General features: G+C 57.1%; 22 protein-coding genes. 1 reads left to right on the plus strand and 21 read right to left on the minus strand.

Going from position 1 to position 24202, the window contains the following annotated elements; translation table 11 throughout:
- Positions 1–96: 96 nt before the first annotated feature.
- From GYN08_RS11335 to leuB, 9 genes are all read right to left on the minus strand, one after another.
- Positions 97–1335, minus strand: a complete 1239-nt coding sequence (locus GYN08_RS11335) for a DUF4129 domain-containing protein (protein ID WP_166274302.1) — start codon at positions 1333–1335, stop codon at positions 97–99.
- A complete protein-coding gene (locus tag GYN08_RS11340; protein ID WP_166274303.1) occupies positions 1332–2483 on the minus strand; it encodes a DUF58 domain-containing protein in 1152 nt (383 codons plus the stop codon). Before GYN08_RS11340 ends, GYN08_RS11335 begins: the two co-directional genes overlap by 4 nt.
- A 146-nt stretch (positions 2484–2629) precedes the next feature.
- A complete protein-coding gene (locus GYN08_RS11345) occupies positions 2630–3901 on the minus strand; it encodes a DUF4129 domain-containing protein (RefSeq protein WP_166274304.1) in 1272 nt (423 codons plus the stop codon).
- Positions 3898–5055 (minus strand): DUF58 domain-containing protein, encoded by a 1158-nt coding sequence (locus GYN08_RS11350; RefSeq protein ID WP_166274305.1) that lies wholly within the window; start codon positions 5053–5055, stop codon positions 3898–3900. The genes GYN08_RS11345 and GYN08_RS11350 overlap by 4 nt, the downstream gene beginning before the upstream one ends.
- A complete protein-coding gene (locus tag GYN08_RS11355) occupies positions 5056–6024 on the minus strand; it encodes an AAA family ATPase (RefSeq protein WP_166274306.1) in 969 nt (322 codons plus the stop codon).
- 224 nt (positions 6025–6248) lie between these two features.
- Positions 6249–6584 (minus strand): hypothetical protein, encoded by a 336-nt coding sequence (locus GYN08_RS11360; protein ID WP_166274307.1) that lies wholly within the window; start codon positions 6582–6584, stop codon positions 6249–6251.
- 5 nt (positions 6585–6589) lie between these two features.
- Complete coding sequence (locus tag GYN08_RS11365; RefSeq protein ID WP_166274308.1) at positions 6590–7003, minus strand: hypothetical protein; 414 nt, start codon at positions 7001–7003, stop codon at positions 6590–6592.
- Between the two features lie 237 nt (positions 7004–7240).
- On the minus strand, positions 7241–7786 hold the full coding sequence (locus GYN08_RS11370) for a peroxiredoxin (protein ID WP_166274309.1): 546 nt from the start codon (positions 7784–7786) through the stop codon (positions 7241–7243).
- 132 nt (positions 7787–7918) lie between these two features.
- The gene (gene leuB, locus GYN08_RS11375) at positions 7919–8998 is read right to left on the minus strand and encodes a 3-isopropylmalate dehydrogenase (protein ID WP_166274310.1); all 1080 of its coding nucleotides are present in this window, start codon (positions 8996–8998) and stop codon (positions 7919–7921) included.
- 288 nt (positions 8999–9286) lie between these two features.
- Here leuB and GYN08_RS11380 point away from each other — a divergent pair, with 288 nt between their 5' ends.
- Positions 9287–10267, plus strand: coding sequence for an aldo/keto reductase (locus GYN08_RS11380; protein ID WP_166274311.1), 981 nt, complete (start codon positions 9287–9289; stop codon positions 10265–10267).
- A 216-nt stretch (positions 10268–10483) separates the two neighbouring features.
- Here the strand turns inward: GYN08_RS11380 and GYN08_RS11385 are convergent, their stop codons facing one another.
- The 12 genes from GYN08_RS11385 to GYN08_RS11440 form a co-directional block, all read right to left on the minus strand.
- Positions 10484–12031, minus strand: a complete 1548-nt coding sequence (locus tag GYN08_RS11385) for a 2-isopropylmalate synthase (protein ID WP_166274312.1) — start codon at positions 12029–12031, stop codon at positions 10484–10486.
- Between the two features lie 105 nt (positions 12032–12136).
- Positions 12137–13129, minus strand: coding sequence for a ketol-acid reductoisomerase (gene ilvC / locus GYN08_RS11390; RefSeq protein ID WP_166274313.1), 993 nt, complete (start codon positions 13127–13129; stop codon positions 12137–12139).
- 271 nt (positions 13130–13400) lie between these two features.
- Positions 13401–13898, minus strand: coding sequence for an acetolactate synthase small subunit (gene ilvN / locus GYN08_RS11395; RefSeq protein ID WP_166274314.1), 498 nt, complete (start codon positions 13896–13898; stop codon positions 13401–13403).
- A gap of 2 nt (positions 13899–13900) precedes the next feature.
- Positions 13901–15649 (minus strand): biosynthetic-type acetolactate synthase large subunit, encoded by a 1749-nt coding sequence (ilvB, locus tag GYN08_RS11400; protein WP_166274315.1) that lies wholly within the window; start codon positions 15647–15649, stop codon positions 13901–13903.
- A 740-nt stretch (positions 15650–16389) separates the two neighbouring features.
- Positions 16390–17361, minus strand: a complete 972-nt coding sequence (locus GYN08_RS11405; RefSeq protein WP_166274316.1) for an ABC transporter permease — start codon at positions 17359–17361, stop codon at positions 16390–16392.
- Positions 17362–18438, minus strand: coding sequence for an ABC transporter permease (locus GYN08_RS11410; protein WP_166274317.1), 1077 nt, complete (start codon positions 18436–18438; stop codon positions 17362–17364).
- Positions 18435–19970 (minus strand): ABC transporter ATP-binding protein, encoded by a 1536-nt coding sequence (locus GYN08_RS11415; RefSeq protein WP_166274318.1) that lies wholly within the window; start codon positions 19968–19970, stop codon positions 18435–18437. The genes GYN08_RS11410 and GYN08_RS11415 overlap by 4 nt, the downstream gene beginning before the upstream one ends.
- A gap of 109 nt (positions 19971–20079) precedes the next feature.
- Positions 20080–21123: a BMP family lipoprotein gene (locus GYN08_RS11420; RefSeq protein WP_166274319.1), complete on the minus strand. Its 1044-nt coding sequence runs from the start codon at positions 21121–21123 to the stop codon at positions 20080–20082.
- A 377-nt stretch (positions 21124–21500) separates the two neighbouring features.
- Positions 21501–21860, minus strand: a complete 360-nt coding sequence (gene rplT, locus GYN08_RS11425; RefSeq protein WP_166274320.1) for a 50S ribosomal protein L20 — start codon at positions 21858–21860, stop codon at positions 21501–21503.
- A gap of 33 nt (positions 21861–21893) precedes the next feature.
- Complete coding sequence (rpmI, locus tag GYN08_RS11430; protein ID WP_087799971.1) at positions 21894–22094, minus strand: 50S ribosomal protein L35; 201 nt, start codon at positions 22092–22094, stop codon at positions 21894–21896.
- A gap of 13 nt (positions 22095–22107) precedes the next feature.
- Complete coding sequence (infC, locus tag GYN08_RS11435) at positions 22108–22605, minus strand: translation initiation factor IF-3 (protein ID WP_143535965.1); 498 nt, start codon at positions 22603–22605, stop codon at positions 22108–22110.
- A 289-nt stretch (positions 22606–22894) separates the two neighbouring features.
- The gene (locus GYN08_RS11440) at positions 22895–24139 is read right to left on the minus strand and encodes a glycosyltransferase family 2 protein (RefSeq protein ID WP_166274321.1); all 1245 of its coding nucleotides are present in this window, start codon (positions 24137–24139) and stop codon (positions 22895–22897) included.
- Between the last annotated feature and the right edge of the window lie 63 nt (positions 24140–24202).

A 24202-nucleotide genomic window follows, 5' to 3' on the forward strand; every position in this document is an offset into this window, starting at 1 on the left:
TTGATGGCATCCCAAAAACCCCGAAGCTCCGGCAGCCGGAACTTCGGGGTTTTGACCGTTCATGCCGCGGCCGGGGCAAATCGAAACTTTTCCTTATTAGCGGTCGGCTCCGCGGTCTTTCGCGTAACGGCTTCGGTTATAGTCCCGGATCAACTCGTCCACCTCGGCGGAATCGTATTCGCGATAAGCAGGACGGGACGCGATTTCCCTTCCCGTCTCGGTCGGCGTCAGCTCGGGACGAAACCGGTAACCGCGGCGCACCGCTTCGCGTACCAACCGAACATAGTCTTTTCTCGGCCCATCGGGCGGCTCGGGCGGCAGAACCGCCCGTTTCCGGATCCGCTTGGGTCGATGCTCCATTTTCTCCGTCATATCGACATAAGCTTCAGGTTCCTTGCGCCGCAGGGGCTGCGCCGTAATCCGCAGATTCGCAAGCAGCCGTTTGAACCAGTCGGGCAGCCAGCGCGCCAGCAGCACGTACAAGATGCGCAGGACGATAATTACTGCGGCCGCGATCATCAGAATCACTGCCACCCGAACGAGCCAGATGACCACCAATTCTTGATTGCGGGAAATGACGTCTCCCTGCTCGCTGGGAACGTCGGCTAATTCAGGGTCCGATGATTCCGGTACAGACGGCGGAGGCATTTCCCGGTCCCCGGAAACGTCCCATTGAAGCAGCCGCTTCAGCAGCCGGAACAATTCCGCGAGCAGGACGGGCAGCCGGCTTGCCCCGCCGACCAGCAGAATCAGAAGCAGCAGACCGGACATAAAGCCTCGATTGATACGCCGAAGGCGGTCTTTCGGAATCGGTTCGTCTTCCGCCAGTCCCCCCGCCTCTCGCAGCCTTCGCGAGTTCCAGCGCAGAAGCAGCAGCATGCCCGTTAGCGTGCCGGCGGCATAAAGAGACAGCGAATAGGGATACAGCGGGCCGGGACGCAGGGAGACCGCGTACAGAATAAGTCCGGCCAGCAGCCAGACGCAGAAGATAAACGTCTCGCGGCGGCTCCGGGTCGCCCGCATGCCTCCGTATGCGCCCGCCTCCCCCGCAGCCAGCAGCAGAAGCAAAAGCGGAATGCCGCGGGCTCCGATTCCGCCCGCCGCGACCGCCAGTATGGACACGGCGGCCGGCAGGAACGCGCCCGCCAGATAAGCCGGCTCCCGGCGAAGACGGCGCCCCGCATAGTCGCCCGCGAACAAACACAGAAAAACCAGCAAAGCCGATACGTAAGGTTGGATCTCCGTAACGTATACGGAAAAGGCCAAGACCAGCGGATAGCTCATCACCGTCGTTTGAAAGGCGGCACCGGCCGATTCGGCCAACTGTTTTTTCATGCGCCCACCTCCTCCGCGCGGTTCTCGCGTTCCGCGTCTTCCGCTTGTCGTTCGTCCATTCCCCGGGCGGGCGGCGGACTTCCCGGATGAATAACGCTCACTTTGTGCCCCCGGCTTTCCAACCTGTCGACCGCCTGACCGATCCCGGCCGAACCGGCGGCGCTGATGACCACGTAATCTCGCGGGCTTTCTGTCCGTCTGCTTTCTTGCAGGAGGCATTCCTCCAGCGATTGCCGAGACTTCAATCGTATTCCGGCCAGCGCCTCCATGATTGCCCCTCGCTGCGCCGCGCCGCCGGCCGGAGCAATCCGCTCCGCGGACAGCGTGTGCGCGTTATGGATCAGTCCGACGGGAATGCCCTGCCGGATCAGTCCTTCGGCGCCGGTGGCCGCCACGCTGATTGCGTGTTCCGCTTCTTCTTCGCCGCTTCCCTCCTGAAGGCCGAGAACGACGCGTCCGATGTCAAGGACGATCATAACCTGCGGATCGGCGGAATGACCTTGCCGGTACGCCTGCAGAGTGCCGGTGCGGGCGCTCGATTTCCAGTGAATCCGGTTCATCGGATCTCCGGGCGCGTATTCCCGGGACCCTTCGATCAGGAAGGGATCTTCCAAAATCCAGCGGCGTACCGAAAATTCTCCCTGCCAGCTGCGCCAATCCGAAGGCATCTTCATCTCCTGCAGCAGACGCGGGTATACCACCAGGGGGCTCTCCACATGCACCGAATTCGAGCGCATTACAAAGCCGAGCAGGTCGCCGGAAGTCATGAACACGGTGGACAGCCGGTAGATGCCCCGATTCTCGCATACGACGAAGTGTTTTCTCGTCACCCGCTGCCGGGGCATCAGCGCAAACCCGCTGGTATGCGTCTGGTAGACGCTGCCCAAATTCAGTTTGGGCGTCTCCGCGCCTTTCCGGCCGCGAAAGCGGAACACGGCCGGAAACTCCGCTTCCAGCTTAAGCCAGGGAACCGGCAGCCGCTTATCGTTCTCGATCACTTCGATCAGTTCCAAGTCCTCGCCCGCATAGCAGGAAGCTCGGCTGAAGCTTCGGTTGTAGCGAATACGGCGCATGGAGGCGCGGCCGATTACTACGCTCTGCAGGCCGGCCAGCAGCACACCGGCCAGAATCATTCCTAATAAAGCCAAAGCTTCCCCCTCTTTCGTCGGGACAATGTATCGCCCTTTATTTCCTTATCTCTCCATTATAACCTTCTAACCGGTCTACTGGCAAAGGCATGTAAGCTTGCTTATGCCACATCCCGAACGCGTCCGAAACCAAAAAAGGAGAAGCGCTATTCGCGCTTCTCCCCGTGTCCGTAACGCGCATGATTATACCGCTCGACCAACCGGTCCAGTTCCTCCGCGGAAAGCTCGGTGTATTTCCCCGCGGAGAGCTCCCGGCCGTTTTCTGCCGGCGTGCGGCTCGGCAGAAACGGAAATCCCTTCCTCGCCGCATTCATAAGGACACTGCGGTAACGCAGTCTGGGGTCTTCGCCGACATATTCGGGTTCGCGGCGGCCGAAACGGAAGCGGCGCTTTTTCGATCCCGTCTTCTCTTCGGCCAGCTTCTCCGCCTTATCGGTATAATTCTTGCCGTCCTGCGAAGCCCGAATTTCCCGCATCAGTCCGAATCTTGCCGCAATCTTGCGAATGAGATTGCGCAGACCGTTCGGCAGCCAGCGTCCGAACAGCCGATAGAGCAGCCAGCCGATCACGATCACCAGTACAATGAAGAACAGGATTCGAAGCGAGTACCCGACCGCTTTCAGCCATAACGGCGTTTCTCCGCTCTCTCCAAGCTGCCCCAGCTGCGAATAGTCCGCGGCCGGCAGCGGCGAATCCGGCGCAAAATCCGGTTGGGCCGGCGGGCCGGCGAAGATCGACATCCACCATTCGCGAATGGCGTTCAGGATGCCGGTCGGGCCGCCGACCAAGCCGGCTGCGACGACAAGCGCCGCTACGATCCAGGTGAGGCGCCGGTTCGCCGTCAGCACGCTGCCGAGCGCGGACGTTTCCTGTCCGGCGGCGTCCCTGACCCGGTCGCCGTTGACCAGAAGCAGCGTCAGCGCAAGCAGCAAAACGGATACCGTATAGAGCAGCGGACGATAATTTTCCAGATCCGGCGTATTCCCCGCATATACGTACAGGATCAGCAGGGCGGCAATCCCGCTCAGCGGAATCCGCAGCTGCATATTGTCCCACAGCTGCCTGCGCCCCGTCATCAGCCCTCGCAAAGCCGCCAGCAGCAGCACGGCGGCGCCGATCCCCCGAACAAGCGTGCCGCCCGGCAGAAACAGTCCAAGCAGCAGAGCGGCCGCGAAAGGCAGCAGGGTCGCCCAGCCGGCCAGCCGATTTTCCGCCTGCCTCAAGCCGATCAGGCTGGCACAGAGATGCAGCGCAAGCAGCGGCAGAAGCAGCAGCAGATCCGGCAGTTTCAGCAGATAATGCGCAAGCAGCACGGCAGGGGCATAGACCGACATCGTTTCCAGCAGCGAATAAGCGGCCGGACGCCCGAATCCCTGCAGCAGAGGACGGCGTTCCCGAGCTTCGGCATTCGTCTTCATAACGCGGCCTCCTCTCCGAACGAAGCAGCTTCGCGCTGTCCCGACGAGCGAATGCCGGACGCCGCCACATTCGCTCCGTCGGCCGAAAATCCCGTGACGCCGACCCGGTGACCGAGCTGTTCCAGCGACGCTATCGCTTCTTCCACCTTCGACGAGCGATGGGCCGTTACGATCAAATAATCGATCGGTTCCCTGAACTCGCGCTGCGCCTCCAGCTGCATCAGTTCGTGGAACGGCAGGCGGGACTTCAATTCGAAGCCCGCCATGGCTTCCAGCATCCGGCCCAGATGCACGGGTCCGTAGTCCGTGTCGAGACGATACCCCGCTTCCCCAAGCTGCGATTCTCCGTTATGGGCGAACCCCGCGGGCATGCCCTGACCGATCAGCGAAGCGGCGCAGGTCGCCGCCAGCGACAGCTGCCGTTCGACCAGCCCCTTACGGGTCACGACGCTCCACATCGTTTCCGAATCTTCGACATTCAACAGAATCATGACGCGCGGGTCGGCCGAATACCCGCTTTTGTGTACCTGAAGCCGACCGGTACGCGCGCTGGCTTTCCAATGAATCCGGTTCATCGGATCGCTCTGCGCGTATTCCCTGACTCCGGTGATCAGAAAAGGATCTTCGACGATCCAGCGCCGAACCGCAAGCTCGCCCTGCCATGTTTTCCAGGAAATCGGCAGCTCGCCGTCGCCCAGCATCCGGGGATGAATGACCATGCGCGCGTGCAGGTCGATTTTTTTTGAAGGCGCATACATTCCGAAGAGGTCGCCGCCGGTCATCGTCGCGCTTTCGATCGGATAGATCCCTCTCTCCCGACAGGTGATGCGATGCGTTCGCGTGATTTTGGTTCGGGCCGGCAGGGTAAACAGGCTCGCATGGTTTTGATAAATATTTCCTTCGCTTACGCTCGTATCGGAACTGCGGGTAAAGGACAGCGCCGAAGGAAGCATCGATTCCAAGCGCAGCCAAGGCACAGGCAGGCGTTTGCGGTTGGAGATCGTCTCGACCATCTCGATTCGCTCTCCCTCCCGGCAGACGTATTTGCTGAAATCGCGCCGGTAATCGAGCCGGCTCAAAGCCGGCCGACCCAAAATCCAACCCTGCGCGATGACGATGAGCCCGACCAGGATCAAAAATCCGAGCAGCGCCATTTATCTCACTTCGCTTTCCAGTCCCTCTTCGCTCGGCACGGGGACCCGATCCGACAGCTCGGCCAAGATGCGCTCGGCGGGATGATCCTGCAGATCGTAGCGATTGTTCAGCACCAGGCGATGGGCGCAGACCGGTACCAGCAGCTTTTTGATATCGTCGGGCAAAATGTAATCGCGTCCCTTGAGGGCGGCGTAAGCCTGGCAGGCTCTCAGCAGGGATTGCGTGCCGCGCGGGCTGATGCCGAGCGCCAGTTCCGAATGGGCGCGCGAAGCGTCCGCCAGCGCCACGATATAATCGAGCAGGTCGTCGGTAATCGTGACCCGGCGGCACACGGCCTGCGCTTCGAGCACCTCTTCCGCCGTCGCGGTCGTCGCGGCCGCTTCGGCCGCCAATCCGCCCGCCTGCACGGTACGCCGCAAAATCTCCCGCCCTTCCGGAGCCGAAGGATAACCCAGCTTCATCCGGATCATAAAGCGGTCCATCTGCGCTTCCGGCAGCGGGAACGTTCCCTGGTTGTCGACCGGATTCTGCGTCGCCAGCACCATGAACGGCTGCTCCAGCTTCATCGTCTCTCCGTCGACGCTGATCTGGCGCTCCTCCATGCATTCCAGAAGGCTGGACTGGGTACGAGGCGTCGCCCGGTTGATTTCGTCGGCCAGCACGATGCGGGCGAACAGCGGCCCCGGCCGGAAATGGAATTCGCCGTCTTTTTGATTATAAAAATGAATGCCCGTCAAGTCCGAAGGCAGCAGGTCCGGCGTGAACTGAATGCGCTGGAAGCTGAGACTGAGCGAGGCCGCGAGGCTTTTGGCAAGCATCGTCTTCCCCGTGCCCGGCACGTCTTCGAGCAGTACGTGACCCGAAGCGAGCAGCGCGGTCAGCAGCAAATCCACTTCGTCTTCTTTTCCTACAATAATATTCCCGATATTTTGCTTAAGTCTCGATGCGAGGTCCTGTACGCTTTTCATGAACGTTCCTCCGTCTTCCCTATGCCGCGCCTTGCATGAAGGCAAATCGCCGTCCGGGATATGTATTGGGATTCGTTTAACTTCCTGTTTCTTCCTACCTTTTTATTTTAACAAAGACGATAGCGTTTTCCAAACTTCTTGGACAGCCTCGCTCCACGAAGGGCAGCGGACGGGGATAAAACAAAACCGGAAGGATCGGGTGGGATCGCTTCCGGTTTTGTTATTTATTCGACAGCGGCGCTTTCGCGCAGCTTTTTCAATCCGTTGGACAGTATGTTCACACGTGTCACTTCTCCGCCGCGATCGATATAAGCCGACCATTTGGGGAAATACGTCTTCATCAGCAGATCGCCCGTTTCGGTCAAATCCGAACGCCGAACGACCAGATCGCTTTTGATCGAACCGTCCTCGTTGAACGGATTTGCAAGGAGCAGCTCGTTTTCCAACAAAAAGTTCAGCAGCGCCAGCGTGGTTTCTTCGACCTGCTTGCGGTACGACAAATTTTTGCTTCTTTTCAGCAGCGTCGGATACGAATACCGGAGAATATCGGGATCGCCCATGCCGCTTATTTGCCGTTTTTTTGCTGAATCTTGTCCAACTTCTGGCTCATTACGGCAAGACGCCGCTTCAGTTCGATCTGCCAGCGTTTGTCTCCCATTTGTTTGGCGACGCCGAGCAGATCCAGCGACAGATCGATCTGATTGCGAACCGACTCCAGCTTATCGTCGCTTTCCATGCTCACGCAGTTGGCGAACATTTCGACATCGTCTTCCAAAATGTAATCCTGGAAATCGATTTCCGATTCGCCGTCGCCGTGCGCGTATTCGGCGAGAATCTCATACTCGCTTTCGACCTTGTAATGAACCTCGATCCGTTGGCATACCGGACAATATAACAGAGGAACGTTGTGAACCTGGGTCCGGTAGTGTGTCAGCGTACCCTTTGTTCCGATCATACTGGCTCCGCAGCAGAAACTCATGGCCGTTCACCCTCCTTTATTGGTTCATCCCTTGGCTATTATCAACCCTCTTGCGGCATTTTGAATACCTGTCGCTTATCCGTCTTGCAATGTTTCGGTCCTGCCTGGCCTCATCTTAGCATGGAATTTCGCGGCACGCCAGAGACAAAGGTGCAAAAAAGCCTCCTTCCCGGTACATGCCGGGAAGAAGGCTTTGCCTATGAACCGAGACTGCGTCGGCAGGGCCGACGCGCGCCATTAACCTTGAAGGTTTTTGTCGCCCGGTTTCCAGTTCATCGGGCACAGACCGCCCGATTGAAGAGCTTGAAGCACGCGCAGCGTTTCTTCCACGCTGCGGCCCACGTCGTTGTGGTTCACGACTTGATATTTCAGTTCGCCTTCCGGATCGATGATGAACAGGCCGCGCAGCGCGACGCCTTCTTCTTCGATCAGAACGCCGTAGTCGCTTGCGACTTTTTTCGTGATGTCCGAAGCGAGCGGGAAGTTGATCTTGCCCAGGCCGCCGATTTCCGTCGGAGCCGCGATCCATGCCTTGTGGCTGTGCACGGAGTCGATGCTCACGCCGAGAACTTCGGTATCGAGAGTCTGGAAGTCGCCGAAGGCGTCGCTCAGTGCCGTGATTTCAGTCGGGCACACGAACGTGAAGTCCAGCGGATAGAAGAAGAACACGAGCCATTTGCCGCGGTAATCTTCGAGGGATACTTTGCCGAATTCCTGTCCGTCCCCGGATACAGTTTCCATTGTAAAGGCCGGAGCCGGTTTGCCTACCAAACGTTCTGCCATTGTCGTAAAATCCTCCTTCAAAATGACACCCGGTGAAGAGTGTTTTCTGAATATTCTGAAACCCATGACACTATGTTATCACCGGGATTTTTCGAAGTCAAGATTATAACGCTTATTTATTTGTAATGATTATCATTTACGAATCGCGTTGAGAATCAGCTCGCCCATTTGCGTGGTGGACAGCGCTTCGGCGCGGCCGGCGGCGATGTCGCTCGTCCGGTGTCCCGCGTCCAGCACCTCGGCTACCGCGCGCTCGATCGCATCTGCCGCTTCGCCGTAGCCGAACGTCAAACGCAGCATCAGCGCGGTCGACAGAATGGTCGCGATCGGATTCGCCAGCCCTTGTCCGGCAATGTCCGGCGCCGAGCCGTGTACCGGTTCGTACAGTCCGTAGCTGCCTTCTCCGAGGGACGCCGAGGCCAGCATGCCGATCGAACCGGTGAGCATAGCCGCTTCGTCGCTCAGGATGTCGCCGAACATGTTCTCCGTCACGATCACGTCGAAGCTCGACGGGCGGCGCAGCAGCTGCATGGCGCAGTTATCGACCAGCACATGTTCCAGTTCGACTTCCGGATACTCTTCGGCGATACGAATCACCGTTTCGCGCCACAGCCGCGACGTTTCGAGCACGTTCGCTTTATCGACCGAAGCCAGCTTTTTGCGGCGCTTCATGGCGATGTCGAAGGCTTGACGGGCGATGCGCTCCACTTCGGCCGCATTGTAGGCGCATGTATCGACCGCTTCTTCTCCTTGTTCCGTCTGTCTGCGGAATTTCTCCCCGAAATATATGCCGCCGGTCAGCTCGCGCACGACCATCAGGTCCGTGCCTTCCAGCACTTCCGGCTTCAGCGTCGAGGCGTCTTTCAAGCAGTCGAAGACGACGGCCGGACGAAGGTTGGAGAACAGGCCGAGCTCTTTGCGGATGCCGAGCAGCCCCGTTTCCGGACGCAGCTCCTTCGGATTGTTGTCCCATTTCGGTCCGCCGACCGCGCCCAGCAGCACCGCATCGGCGCGCTTGCAGACTTCCAGCGTTTCGGCCGGAAGCGGCGTGCCTTTCTCGTCGATCGCGATCCCGCCGAACAGCGCATGCTCCGTTTCGAACGAATAGCCGAATACTTCGCCGACTTTGTGCAGCACTTTTTCCGCTTCCGCCACTACTTCGGGTCCGATACCGTCTCCCGCGATTACCGCGATTTTTTTCGTTTCCGCCATTTGTCGCACTCCCTATTCGTCATGGAATTCCCGCCGGCGAAATGCTTGCTTTCCGTCACCGCTCCGGGTTGGAACCTCTATTCCAAAACAGTAACATACTCCGTCAGAGATTGACCAAGATATAGAAACTATCAACTTGATAGGATTTGCCTATAGGCCGACGACTATCTTTCATCATTACTTACATAAAGAAATTTGCTTATGCTTAAGCTGATTGTTACAGTAATAGGGTAATGATAAAGGAATAACGTTTCGCCAAATCATCGATCGAGGAGCTGAGCGAACAACATGGAATACACGTATTTGGGAAAGTCGGGACTTAAGGTCAGCCGCATCTGTCTGGGCACCATGAATTTCGGCAATCAAACGGATGAAAAAGATTCGTTCCGCATCATGGATGCGGCTCTGGATGCCGGAATCAACTTCTTTGATACTGCAAACGTTTACGGAGGCAAAGACAACGCCGGCCTTACGGAGGAAATCATCGGACGCTGGTTCAAACAGGGCGGAGGCCGCCGGGAAAAAGTCGTGCTCGCGACCAAAGTGTACGGCGGCATGGGCAACGACGTCGACGGGCCGAACGGGGAGCGCGGACTGTCCGCTTATAAGATTCGCCGCCACCTCGAAGGATCGCTGCAGCGTTTGCAGACCGATCACGTCGAACTGTACCAGATGCACCACGTCGACCGCAACGCCAGTTGGGACGAGCTTTGGGGAGCTTTCGAGGTTGCCGTGAACCAGGGCAAAATCGACTATGTCGGCTCCAGCAACTTTGCCGGCTGGGATATTGCCGTCGCGCAAAAAGAAGCGGAAAAGCGCGGTTTTCTCGGTCTGATCTCCGAACAGCACAAATACAGCCTGCTGACCCGCGAACCGGAACTCGAAGTGCTGCCGGCTTCGGAAGCGCTGGGCCTTGGCGTCATTCCGTGGAGTCCGCTCGCCGGCGGCCTGCTCGGCCGCAACGCGCTCAAAAAGATCGAAGGCTCCCGCAGCGGCGGCAACGCCGAACTGGTGGACAAGCACAAAGAACAGCTTGAGCAGTTCAAAACGTTCAGCGAAGAACTGGGCGAGCAGCAGGACACCGTTGCGCTGGCTTGGCTGCTGTCCAACCCGGCCGTCACCGCTCCGATCATCGGACCGCGGACGCTCGAGCAGCTTCAAGACGCGCTGCGCATCATCGAATTGAAGCTGGGCGAAGCCGAGCTGAAACGTCTGGACGAAATCTTCCCGGGACCGGGCGGGTCGGCTCCGAACGCTTACGCCTGGTAACCGATCGGGCGGCAGATTCGATCGAACAAATCCACCACCTTGACCGTGATAAAGTAAGGTTACGCCCTCTGAAACGCCTCTAAAGCATGTGCGTTTCAGGCGAACGCACACCTCTGATTAGGGTGGGTCAACGTGCTAGCTGTAGACGAAAACGGTACCGCCGTCCGATTATCGGACATGCGGTACCGTTTTTCGACGTTGCCGAATTTTCGTTTTTTACCAGACCTTCTCCGCGCCCTTGCGTCCGCTCGGAAGGCGGCGGTTGGCCGCCAGCCGGTTGAGCGCGTCGATATAAGCGCGGGCGCTCGCCTCGAGCACGTCCGTGCTGACGCCCCGTCCGCGCACTTCCGTCTCTCCCTGGCGCATGGTGACATGCACTTCTCCGAGCGCGTCCTTGCCCAGCGTAACCGCCTGGATAGCGTAGTCCACCAGCGTGACTTCTTCGCCCACCGCCTGGTCGATCGCGTTATAGATCGAGTCGACGGTACCGTTGCCGCCGGATTTCGCCGTGCGGCTGCCTTCGCCGGCTACGGATACCGTAACGCTTGCCGTCGGCGCCGCTTCGGTCGCGAACGAGAAGCTCAGCGACTCCAGCGCGTACTGCTCAGGCGCGTCGGCCAGCCGCTCTTCGAGCAGCGCCAGCAGATCGTCGTCGGTAATCTCTTTCTTCTTGTCCGCCAGATCTTTGAACTTGGCGAACGCTTCGTTCAGCTGCTCTTCCTCCAGCGTGTACCCCAGCTCGAGCAGCTGCTCGCGGAAAGCGTGTCGGCCGGAATGCTTGCCGAGCACCAGCTTGCTCTCCTTGAAGCCGACCGTCTCCGGCGACATGATTTCGTACGTCGTCTTCTCCTTGAGCATCCCGTCCTGGTGGATGCCCGACTCATGCGCGAACGCGTTCGCGCCGACGATCGCTTTGTTGCCCGGCACGTTCATGCCGGTAAGCTTGCTGACCAGCCGGCTCGTTCTGGCGATCTCGCTCAGCGCCAGCCCGGTCTTCGCGCCGAAGAAATCGGCGCGGGTCTCCAGCGCCATCGCGATTTCCTCGATGGCGGTATTGCCGGCGCGTTCGCCGATGCCGTTGATCGTGCCTTCGATCTGGTCGGCTCCGTTCAGGATGGCGGCCAGCGTATTGGCCGTCGCCATGCCGAGGTCATCGTGGCAGTGCGCGCTCAGCTGCACTTTTTCGATTCCCGGTACCGTTTCTTTCAAATGCTTGAAGATCGCCCCGTATTCGGCCGGGTTCAGATAGCCGACCGTATCCGGGATGTTGACGACGTAAGCGCCCTCGCGCACGGCCATCGCCACCACTTCGGCGCGGAAGTCCGCCTCGGTGCGTCCCGCGTCCTCGAGCGAAAATTCGATCTTGGAGAAGTATTTCTTGGCATAGCGGATCGCGGACTGCGCCGCCTCCAGCACTTGATGCTTCTCCATTTTCAGCTTATATTTCCGGTGGATCGGAGAAGTCGCCAGGAACACGTGCAGACACGGATCGGCCGCGCCTTTCAGCGCTTCTCTCACCGCGTCGATATCGGATTCGCGCGAACGCGACAGGCCGACGACGCTGGCATTTTTGACCGCGCGGGCAACCGCGTTGACCGCCGCCAGATCGCCCGGCGAAGCGGCCGGGAAGCCGGCTTCCATCCGGTCCACGCCGAGTTTCTCCAGCTGATGGGCGATCTCGACTTTTTCTCGCGTATTCAGGTTGACGCCGGGCGACTGTTCGCCGTCGCGCAGCGTCGTATCGAAGATATAAATTTTCCGCACGGTTTGCGCCTCCTAGTCGAATGGAAATGGATATGGAAAGGGGCCGCCCCGGTCGCCGTTTTCGCGCAGCCCGGGGTAGCCCCGCTTCCCTTTTTCAAAAAGAGCTTACTTCTTGATCCAGTGCATCATTTCGCGCAGCTGCGAGCCGACGACTTCCAGCTGATGCTCGGACTCGTTGCGGCGGGTTGCCGTCAGGAAAGCGCGTCCCGACTGGTTCTCCAAAATGAAGTCGCGCGCGAATTTGCCCTGTTGGATATCCGTCAGCACTTCCTTCATCGCCTTCTTCGTGTCTTCCGTCACGATGCGGGGGCCCGTTACATAATCGCCGTATTCCGCCGTATTGCTGATGGAATCGCGCATCGTCGCCAGGCCGCCTTCGTACATCAGGTCGACGATCAGCTTCAGTTCGTGCAGGCATTCGAAGTAAGCCATTTCCGGCGCATAGCCGGCTTCCGTCAGCGTCTCGAATCCGGCTTTGACGAGAGCGCTCACGCCGCCGCACAGTACGGCTTGCTCGCCGAACAGATCCGTCTCGGTTTCTTCGCGGAACGAAGTCTCGATGACTCCGGCCCGGGTACAGCCGATGCCTTTCGCATAAGCCAAGCCGATGTCTTTCGCTTTGCCGGTCGCGTTTTGATGAATCGCGATCAGGCCCGGCACGCCGAAGCCTTCTTCATACGTTCTGCGGACCATGTGGCCCGGCGATTTCGGAGCGACCAGCAGCACGTCGTTGCCGGCTTTTGCCACGATCTGGCCGAAGTGAACGTTAAAGCCGTGCGCGAACAGCAGCGCCGCATCGTCTTTCAGGTTCGGTTCGATTTCGCTTTTATACACGGAGGCTTGCGTTTCGTCAGGCATCAGAATCTGAACGATATCGGCGCGCTTGGTCGCATCCGCTACCGACAGCACTTCAAAGCCGTCTTCTCTCGCTTTGTCCGCCGATTTGCCTTCGCGGAGACCGACCACCACCTGCAGGCCGCTGTCGCGCAGGTTCTGCGCGTGCGCATGTCCCTGGCTGCCGTAGCCGATAATCGCGATCGTTTTTCCTTGAAGTACGCTCAGGTCTGCATCATTTTCATAGTACGTGGTAACTGCCATTCTTATTTCCTCCTTTGTGTATAAAACCTCAACCCTGCCCAAACAAGCGGGTAGCTCAGCGGAACCGAGTTTCGAAAATATTCGTCTTTTCGTGTCCGAGACCGGCTCCGTTCAGCTCCCCGCCCGTTCGGGCGGTGATTCTTCGAACTTCCGAACGGCGAATCGCCGCCCTGAAGCGTCAACCCTTCACTATCTCAAAGTCCGATCTTTCGCCGCTTCCTGCCGCTATCTATTCATTTCGCCGCACGCTTCCCGTTTCCTGTCGGAACGTTTAAGCATTGCCCCGAACCATCGCCGTCACGCCGGTGCGCGACAGCTCGCGAATGCCGTAAGGGGTCAGCAGCTCGATCATCGCGTCGATCTTCTCGGTGTCTCCGACGACCTGAACCATCAGGCTGTGCGTGCCGATATCGACCACCGCCGCCCGGAATGTCTCGACCAGTCCCATGATTTCCGGCCGCGCGCTCGGTTCCGATTTGACTTTGATGAGCGCCAGCTCCCGTCCGACCATCGGATTGGCGCTCAAGTCGATGACTTTGATGACATCGATGATTTTGTACAGCTGCTTTTCGATCTGCTCGATCGTCTTGTCGTCGCCGCTCGTGACGATGACCATGCGGGAAAGCCCTTGTTCTTCGGATTGGCCCACGGTAATGCTCTCGATGTTGAATCCGCGGCGGCCGAACAATCCGGATACCCGCTGCAGCACGCCGGGCTGGTCGTTGACCAGGATGGAAATGGTATGTTTGGTCTGCGTCGTATTCGTCATCGTTATTCGTCCCCCATCAGCATTTGATCCAGCGTCATGCCCTGCTGCACCATCGGATACACGTTCTCGCCCTTTTCGACCACAAAATCGATCACGACCGGCCCCGGCGTATCGAGCGCTTCCTGCCAGGCGGCACGCGCTTCTTCTTTGGTCGTTGCGCGAAGGCCTTTGACTCCGTAGGCTTCCGCCAGCTTCACGAAATCCGGACTGCCGGCCAGGTCGATGTGGCTGTAGCGGTTCTCGTAGATCAGCTCCTGCCACTGACGAACCATGCCCAGTACCTGATTGTTCAAAATGACCACTTTGACCGGGATATTGTTGATCGCGCAGATGGCGAGCTCCTGCGAGCACATCTGCATGCCGCCGTCGCCGTTGATCGAGATGACCAGCCGCTCGGGCTGCGCCATCTGGGCGCCGATCGCCGACGGAAGTCCGAATCCCATCGTGCCGAGTCCTCCGGAAGTGATCCACGAACGCGGGTTGCTGAACTTGTAATATTGGGCCGCCCACATCTGGTGCTGGCCGACGTCCGTTGTCACGATCGCTTCGCCTTTCGTCGTTTCGTTCAGCAGCTCGACGACCCACTGCGGCTTCAGCACGGTCTCGCTGTCTTTATAACGGAACGGCTTCTCCGCTTTCCATTGTTGAAGCCGCGTTCTCCACTCGTCCGCCAATTCGGCCCGCTTGACCGATTTGTTCAGCAGTTCCAATACCGTCTTGACGTCGCCGACGATCGGAATGTCCGTTTTGACGTTTTTGCCGATCTCCGCCGGATCGATATCGATATGCGCGATTTTCGCTTTCGGCGCAAAGCCGTTCAGCTTGCCCGTGACCCGGTCGTCGAAACGCGCTCCGATGCTGATCAGCAGGTCGCATTCCTGGATGGCCATGTTCGAAGCGAACGTGCCGTGCATGCCCGGCATTCCCAGCCAGTGTTCGTTCCCGCTCGGGAAACCGCCCAGTCCGAGCAGCGTAGTCGTGATCGGGGTTCCCGTTTTCTCGACCAGTTCGAGCAGCGCTTCGTGTCCGCCGGAATAGACGACTCCGCCGCCGGCCAGGATCAGCGGGCGTTCCGCTTTCGAGATCGCTTCGGCCAGACGCTCCACCTGCAGCTTGTTCGGCATTGTCCGCGGATTGTAACCTCTCAGCGCAACCGGTTCGGTATGCGGTTGGAACAGCGTCATCGCCGCCGACACGTCCTTCGGAATGTCGATCAGCACCGGTCCTTTCCGGCCCGTGTTCGCGATATGGAAAGCTTCGTGGATGATGCGCGGAAGTTCGTCGACGCTGCGCACCAGATAACTGTGCTTCGTGATCGGCAGCGTGATCCCCGTGATGTCGGCCTCCTGGAAAGCGTCGGTTCCGATCAGCGTCGAAGCGACGTTGCCGGTAATGACGACGAGCGGCGTCGAATCCATGTACGCCGTCGCGATGCCCGTGACCAGATTGGTCGCTCCCGGTCCCGAAGTGGCGATGCAGACGCCCACTTCGCCGGATGCCCGGGCATAACCGTCTGCCGCGTGAATCGCTCCCTGCTCGTGCCGGGTCAGCAGATGGTGGAAATCTTTAAAGCCGTACATGGCGTCGTAGATATACAGCACCGCGCCTCCCGGGTAACCGAACACGCATTTGACGCCTTCGAGCACCAGGCTGCGGAGGAGGATGTCCGAACCTGTCAAGACTTCCTGTTTGTCCACCCATTTTTCTCTTAATTCTTCCGTCGATCTCGCTTCTGGCATTTGCGCGCTCATCGTTATTCCTCCTTCCAAAGATTACATCAATCTCACATCGTCAGTTTGCAAAAGGCCGCCCGAACGGAATTTGTCCGCTTTTCGGCATGCCCCGCGCGGAATCGGAACCCGTCCGCGAAAATCAAAAAACCTTTCGCCCCGCAAAGCAGATGTTCTGCTTCGAGGGACGAAAGGTTATAAGCCTCACGTGGTACCACCCAAATTTGCCCGCACCTTGCGGTGCGCAGCCTCAAGCGAATCCGAAATCGAACGAACTCCGATTCCAAACACGCGGTTCGTAACGCGAACCTCACGATTTTCCCTAATCGCCGAACGTGACAGCAGGTCTGTTCCAGACCGGACACTCCTTCGCTTTTCAGGAAAACAGCTCCGAGGTGAGCTCGTATCTAAGGGATTTTGGCGGTAGGTTCCAGCGTACTGCTTCCTCCGCTCTCTGGCAAAAGAGCCCTTAAAACTTCGTCCTCTTCATAGCCGATCAGTTATTCAAGCTGTATGGTGCTGAATGTTAGGGTTATTATATGACTTAAGTTTTGAGGAAGTCAACACCTATTTTCAACAAAAATCGAAACTCCGCTTTTTCGCATACACGCTCGGCATACCCCGGGTCCTTCACGGGAGGACAAAAAAACCGCTTCTTTCCCGCGCCGAAGCGATCGGAAAGAAGCGGTTTTTGCCGATGTTCGCGGCTGAAAGATGCCAAGCCCGTGTGCGCAGGGCTATACGGCTGCCGCCTTTTGTTCTTAGCGCTTGCCGGGATCGTAAGGTTCCCCGAGCGCTGCTGGAGCTCTCGATTTGCCGACCGCGACGACGAGCACGATGACCGTCAGTACATACGGCAGCATGAGGATGAAATCCTGCGGAATGCTGGCCGACCATTCGAACAGCTGGACATAGTTGCGGATCGCTTGCGAGAAGCCGAAGAACAGCGCCGCGCCGAAAATGCCGAGCGGGTTCCACTTGCCGAAGATCATCGCGGCAATGGCGATAAAGCCCTGACCGGAGATCGTCGTGTGCGAAAACAGTCCGGTCGTGGTCAGCGTGATGGTTGCCCCGCCGAGTCCCGCCAGCGCGCCGCTCAGCATAACGCCGATATAACGCATGCGGTTGACGTTGATCCCCATCGTGTCCGCCGCGCTCGGATGCTCGCCGACCGCGCGCAGACGCAGACCGAATTTGGTCTTGTACAGCACGTAATACGTGACAAATACCAGCGCGATCGCGATGAACGTCGTCGGATAGGCGTTCAGAATGCCTACTCCGAAGATCGGTCCGATGACGGGAATAGAAGCGATATCCGGGAAGCTCAATTTTGCGAGACGGTTCATCAGCAGCGGCGTTTCGCCAGCGCCTTCGAACAGCAGTTTGACGAGATACAGCGTGATCCCCGTCGCCAGGAAGTTGATGACGACGCCGCTGATCGTCTGATCCGCCTTGAACGTAATCGTCGCTACGGCGTGGATCAGCGAGCCGAGCACGCCGACGACGACTGCCGTCAACAGCCCTACCCAGGGCGAAGCGCCGCCCATGCCGGCTTCCTCCGCATAGTGCGTGCCGACAGCCGCGGCGAAGGCGCCGAATACCATCAGGCCTTCGATGCCGATGTTGACGATACCGGAACGCTCGGAGAAAAGGCCGCCGAGCGCGGCGAAGATCAGGGCGGTCGAGAAGACGAGCGTCGTATTGATCAGGTTGCCGAGTGTAAGAAGATCCATTTACAACACCTTCTCTTTCTTGCGCTTGTAAACGGGCTTAAGGATAAAGCGCACGATTCCCTGGGCCGCAATAAAGAATATGATCGAGCCGATCACGATTTGAATGATCTCCGGCGGGACGCCCGCGTCGAAGCTCATGCCGGCGGAACCGTAAGTCAGCGTGCCGAACAATCCCGCGCCGGCCAATACGCCGAACGGATGGTTCATGCCGAGCAGCGCGACGGCGATCCCGTTGAAGCCGTAACCCGGCGAAGACGCGTACACGCTCTGGTAGTGGAATACGCCCAGCGTCTCGAAAGCGCCGGCCAAACCGGCGAACACGCCGCTGATGAACATGGCTTTCACGATGTTTTTGTTGACGTTGATGCCGGCGTAGCGAGCGGCTTCGGCATTGCTGCCGACCGCGCGAAGTTCGAAGCCCTGTTTCGTTTTCCACAGGAAGTAATAGAAAAACGTCGAAGCCAGCAGCGCGAGCAGAATGCCCCAGTGAACGCGGGCGTTGCCCATCATTTCCGAGAGCCATCCGATCGAAATGGAAGCCGAAGGCTGAATGTCGACCGAACGCTGGTTGCCCGGCATCAGCAGGAACGTGCGCACGATATAGTTGCACAGGAACAAAGCGGTCCAGTTCAGCATGATGGTCGTGATGACTTCGTTGACGCCGCGCTTGGCCTTGATGTAACCGGCCAGCGCAGCCCAGAGACCGCCGAACAGCGCGCCTACGATAATGGCCAGCGGCGCATGGATCAACGCCGGCAGACCTGTCAGTTTGATCCCGATCAGCGAAGCGCCGGTCATGCCCATCAGCACCTGGCCTTCCGCGCCGATGTTGAACATGCCCGCACGGAAAGCGAAGGCGACCGCAAGACCGGTCAGGACGAGCGGCGTCATTTCGCGCAGAGCTTCGCCGAAGCCGTACGTGTCGCCGAATACTCGGGAGATCAACGCCATGTAAGCGTCGATCGGGTTGTAGCCGCCGATCATCATAACGATCGCTCCAAGCAGCAAACCCATGACGATGGCCGCCAGCGAAACGATAAACGAATCGCTCGCGAACCACTTCAGAAATTTATTCATGCCTTAGTTCCTCCCTGCCGGCTGCCGGCCATCATAAGACCCAGCTCCTGATCGTTCGTCTCTTCCGGACGCACTTCGCCGATAACTTTGCCTTCGTATACGACGATGATCCGATCCGAGACGTTCAGGATTTCGTCCAGTTCGAACGAAACGAGCAGAACGGCTTTACCCTGATCCCGCTGCTTGATCAGCTGCGTCTGCACGAACTCGATCGCGCCGACGTCAAGACCGCGGGTAGGTTGGGCCGCGATCAGGAAGTCCGGATTTTTGTTGATTTCCCGGGCAATGATCGCCTTCTGCTGATTGCCGCCGGACAATGAGCGCGCTTTCGTGTGAATGCTCGGCGTACGAACGTCAAAACTTTTGACCAGGCGGGCCGCCAGATCGTTGATCGCGCGGAAATTCAAGAAGCCCCGCTTGGTATACGGTTCTTTGTAATAGCTTTCGAGCACCATGTTCTCGCTGACGGAGAAATCGAGTACAAGGCCGTGCTTATGACGGTCTTCCGGAATATGTCCCACGCCGGCTTCCGAAATGTGGCGCGGAGTATGACCGCCGATTTCTTTTCCGTTCAGTACGATCGATCCGCTGTCGATCTTGCGAAGTCCCGACAGCGCTTCGATAATTTCCGTTTGCCCGTTGCCGTCGACGCCCGCGATGCCGACGATCTCGCCGCCATGCACGTCAAACGTCATCCCGTTCAGCAGTCCGATACCGTCCTTGTTCTTGACGGAGACGTTCTTCACTTCGATGACCTTTTCTCCGGGTTCGGCCGGTTTCTTGTCGACCTTGAACGATACGTTCCGTCCGACCATCTTCTCTGCCAGTTCGAACGGGCTCGTATCGCTCGTCTTCACCGTATCGATGACTTTGCCGCGGCGAATAATCGTCACGGTGTCGGAAACGGACATGATCTCTTTCAGTTTATGGGTAATCAGAATGATCGATTTGCCTTCGGCCACAAGCCGGCGCATGATCTCGATCAGTTCCGATATCTCCTGCGGAGTCAATACGGCGGTCGGTTCGTCGAAGATCAGAATATTCGCGCCGCGGTAAAGCGTCTTAAGAATTTCGACACGCTGCTGCATGCCGACGGAAATGTCTTCGATCTTCGCGTTGGGATCGACATGAAAACCGTACTGGTCGGACAGCTGCTTGACCTTCTCCGACGCCGTCTTGTAGTCGATCTGCACGCCGGCTTTGGAAGGTTCCATGCCCAGGATGATGTTTTCGGTTACGGTAAAAGGCTGAACCAGCTTGAAATGCTGATGCACCATCCCGATCCCGAGTTCGATCGCCTTGTTCGGACTGTCGATTGCGGTCGGTTCTCCATTAATTTCGATATGCCCTTCGTCAGGCTGGTACAGCCCGAAAAGGATGTTCATCAGCGTCGATTTGCCTGCGCCGTTCTCGCCGAGCAGGGCGTGGATTTCGCCCTTATGCAGCTTGATGCTGATCGAATCGTTGGCGACGATTCCGGGAAAACGCTTCGTAATTTGCTTTAACTCGACAACGGGAGCTGCAGCAGCCATGGAATCACCCTTCATATTTCGTAGTGGACCTGCAATTAAAGGTAAACGTAGCGACAAGGCCGGGTTCAAGGAACCGGCCTTGTCACAGATATTATATCGTGCGAAGCGATTATTCTACAGTAGGAACTTTGACTTCGCCGCTAACAATTTTTTCTTTGTAAGACTGAACTTCATCAAGGATTTCCTGCGAGACGTTCTTGCTCGACGTATCGGCAATGCCTACGCCGTCGTCTTTCAGACCCAGGACCGTAGTCGTACCGCCTTTGAACGTTCCGTCGATCACCTGCTGCGATACCGTCTTGATGGCAACGTCTACGCGCTTGATCATGGAAGTCAGGGTGATGTCGTCGCCGAACTCCAGCGATTGGTCTTTGTCTACGCCGATTACCCATACGTCTTGACCTTGAGCTTTACGGTCTTTGGCTTCGTTGAATACGCCAGTACCCGTACCGCCTGCAGCTTGGAACACGATGTCCGCGCCGTCGTTGTACAGAGTAGCCGCAGCCGCTTTGCCTTCGTCCGGCTTGTCGAAACCGCTCGCGTACACCGCAGTGAATTGAGCATCCGGGTTAACTGCTTCGATGCCGGCTTTGAAGCCGATTTCGAATTTCTTGATCGTAGGGGAATCCATACCGCCGACGAAGCCGATTTTGTTCGTTTTCGTCGTTTTGCCGGCAACGACGCCGACCAGGAACGCGCCTTCGTTCTCGGAGAACAGAACGGATTCTACGTTCGGAGCATCGACCGCAGCGTCGATGATTGCGAAGTTCGCATCGGGATTTTGACCCGCGATTTCCTTCAGTGCGCTTTCCAATGCAAAGCCGATTCCCCAAGTCAGGTTATATCCGCCTTTTACGAATTGGTTCAGGTTCGGCTGATAATCCGCTTCACTCTTACTTTGCAGGTATTCGACCTTAACGCCTTGTTCTTCTTTCAGCGCTTGCAGGGCTTCCCAGGAAGTCTGGTTGAACGACTTGTCGTTTACGCCGCCGGTGTCGGTAACCATGCCGATTTTGATGTTGCTTCCGGCACCGCTTCCTTCGCCTTCGCCGCCGGTTTTTGCCGAACCGCCGCTGTTATTGTTGCCGCATGCTGCCAGAACGAGCGAGAAGGCAAGCAGCATGAAAAGCGAGAGTTTTACAGCTTTCTTCATTTTGGATAGTTCCCCCTTAGGATCTTTGCCTGCTAAGAATGAGCGCTTGCCGTATGATCTGCGGTGGCTGAACGTTAAGCGTCTCTCTTCGCAGGTATGCTTTCGCTTTTCAGATTATACATTCAGTCCGCCACAAAATCTACTATTAAAAATCGATTTCGGAAACAAAATTCGTATTTTTTGAACTGCAATCGCTTAATCCCATCATAGTTCACATAGGCTGTGACTTAATAACGAACAATCGCTTCTATTATTTAAGGAAACATCGTAAAAACGCTTTAAAGCATTAAACCGAACGAAACGATTTTCTTCTATATAAAAAAGACCCCATACGCCGAAATGGATATTTCGGGCAGGGGTCCTGCTCAAGCCTAAACTTAAGCGTTGATTTTTTCTTTTGCCGCGGATGCCAGCGAGTTGAACGCCGTCAGGTCGTTCACAGCCAGATCGGCCAGCATTTTGCGGTTCATGTCGATGCCCGCCAGTTTCAGGCCGTGCATCATTTTGCTGTAGGACAGGCCGTTTTGACGCGCTGCCGCGTTGATACGCACGATCCACAGTTTGCGGAAATTGCGTTTCGTCTGACGACGGTCGCGGTAAGCGTAGAGCATCGATTTGTTGACTTGCTCTTTTGCCGTTTTAAAAATGCGGTGTTTGGAACCGAAATAACCTTTTGCCAGCTTCAGTACTTTCTTATGACGACGACGCGTCACGAAACCGCCCTTAACTCTTGCCATATCTAAAGACCTCCCAGTCGATTATGTTTGAAACTATTTCAGCTGCTTAAGACCTTGAGCCAGACGTCTTACGTCGCCCGGAGCCATCAGATGATCGGCTTTCAGGTTACGCTTGGCACGCTTCGATTTGTGCGAGAGCAGGTGGTTTTTGTGCGAGCTGTAACGCGTCACTTTACCTGTACCTGTAATCTTGAAACGGCCTTTCAAACTGCTGTGTGTTTTCATTTTAGGCATTGTTGTCTTCCCCCTATTGGTTTTTCGGAGCCAAAATCATGATCATGCTGCGGCCTTCGAGTTTTGGTTGACGGTCGACCGCGGAAATTTCCGATACTTCGTCCCGTACCCGTTCGAGCACTTTCTGGCCAAGCGAAGCGTGGGTGATTTCACGGCCGCGGAAACGCACGGAGCATTTCACTTTGTCGCCGGCTTCCAGGAACTTGACCACGTTGCGCAGCTTTGTCATATAATCGTGCTCTTCGATGTTCGCGCTGAAGCGAACTTCTTTGAGCTCGACGATTTTCTGGTTTTTGCGTGCTTCTTTTTCTTTCTTTTGCTGCTCGTAGCGGAACTTGCCATAATCCATGATCCGGCAAACTGGCGGTTTTGCTTGAGGCGCCATGTTCACCAAATCCAAGTTGAGATCTGCCGCCATCTGGAGAGCTTCGCGCAGCGGCTTGATGCCGATCTGTTCGCCTTCCGCGCCTACCAGGCGTACTTCGCGTGCCCGGATTTCCTCATTGATCATATGGTCCTTACTAATAACCGTCCACCTCCAAATCGATTTTGTTGCAGGGGCTTTTTGCCCAAAATAAAAGGGATACGGACAAGCAGTCCGCATCCCGGTGATCTTCAATCTTCATGAGAAAAACTCTTCATAAACGATCGGATCGGGAACCAGCCGACGACTGCCGGACAGGTGAGAAGCGGAGCTTCTGCTTTTGAATCCTTATTGTTAAACAACACTTTTACAACTTTATCATATCTGCGACCGAATGTAAATAGTTTTCCGAAAAAAACCGGTCTCCCGCGGACGCTTAAGCTTTGCTCTGCTCGCCCTGCATTTCGTCGATGCGAACTACCCGGGTGTGCTTCGTATGGCTCCACTGTTTGTTGTTCTGCGTAAAGAACGCGTAGAACGTGATCGGGAACCACGACAGCAGGTAGATCGGGAAGAGCAGGATGTACGCGTAAACTTTCCACGACTTGACCTTCTCCAGGAACATGGCCACGAAGAACACGGCTACCTGGGCGAAGATCGCTACAGCGGCTACCCACAGCGGCAGATAGTCGTACATCGTCAGCAGGTGCGGTCCGTCGAACAGCGCGATGTCTCCGTACAATACGACCGTCAGCATGAGCGTCAGCAGCACGATGTACACGTTCACCGCATACAGCGCCATGTCGAATTTCACGATGCTGCGGTCGCGGATGCTCTGCCAGAGCAGAGGGAAGAAGTATTTCCGGGCCACCGTAAAGTGTCCCTGCATCCAACGCAGACGCTGCACGGCGGAAGCTTTGAACGTCAGCGGCTTCTCGTCGTAGATTTTCGCGTGGTAGTTGAACTTCGGATACACGCCGCGCTTGACGCAGCGCATCGTGAACTCCAAGTCCTCGACCAGGCTCGTCGCGCCCCAGCCCATATCCTTCAGAAGCTGGTTATCGAAGCACATGCCCGTGCCTCCGAGGAAGTTGGCCATCTTCAGGTTATGGCGCGACAGCTGCCACAGCCGGTTGATGTACCAGTACGAAATGCCGTAAGCGGCCGTGATCCACGAGTCGTTCGGGTTTTTCGTGTCGATGTAGCCTTGAATGACTTTCGCGCCCTGGCACAGATCGTCGTTCATTCCGATCAGGAAGTCCGGGTGAGCCAGGTTGTCCGCGTCCAGCATGACGATGCCGTCATACTCGCGGTCCAGCTTCCACAGCTCTTCCAGCATCCATTCGATCGCGTAGCCTTTGCCGCGAAGATTCGGATTGACGCGGACGCAGGCGTTCCAGCCGTGCTCGCGCACGATGTCGGCCGTCTTGTCCGTGCAGTTGTCGCAGATGACGAAGACGTCGTACAGTTCTCTCGGATAACGCAGACGCTTCAGGTTTTCCATCAGCGCCCCGATCACTTCTTCTTCGTTGTGAGCGGCAACCAGAATGGCGAACGACTTTTGCGGCTCAAACGATTTTTGTCTTTTCTTTTTGTACAGTCCGAACAGCGCAAAACCGAACTGATACACCCCGATTACGGCCAGCAGCACCTGGAGTGTCATGAATAATGCTTGCAGCATGGTTGGTTGAACCCCCTTTTTTTACCCCTATGTACACAGAAAGTTTTTTTGTTTATCTTCTGT

This window comes from Saccharibacillus alkalitolerans (assembly GCF_011090185.1).
Taxonomy (GTDB): Bacteria; Bacillota; Bacilli; order Paenibacillales; family Paenibacillaceae; genus Saccharibacillus; species Saccharibacillus alkalitolerans.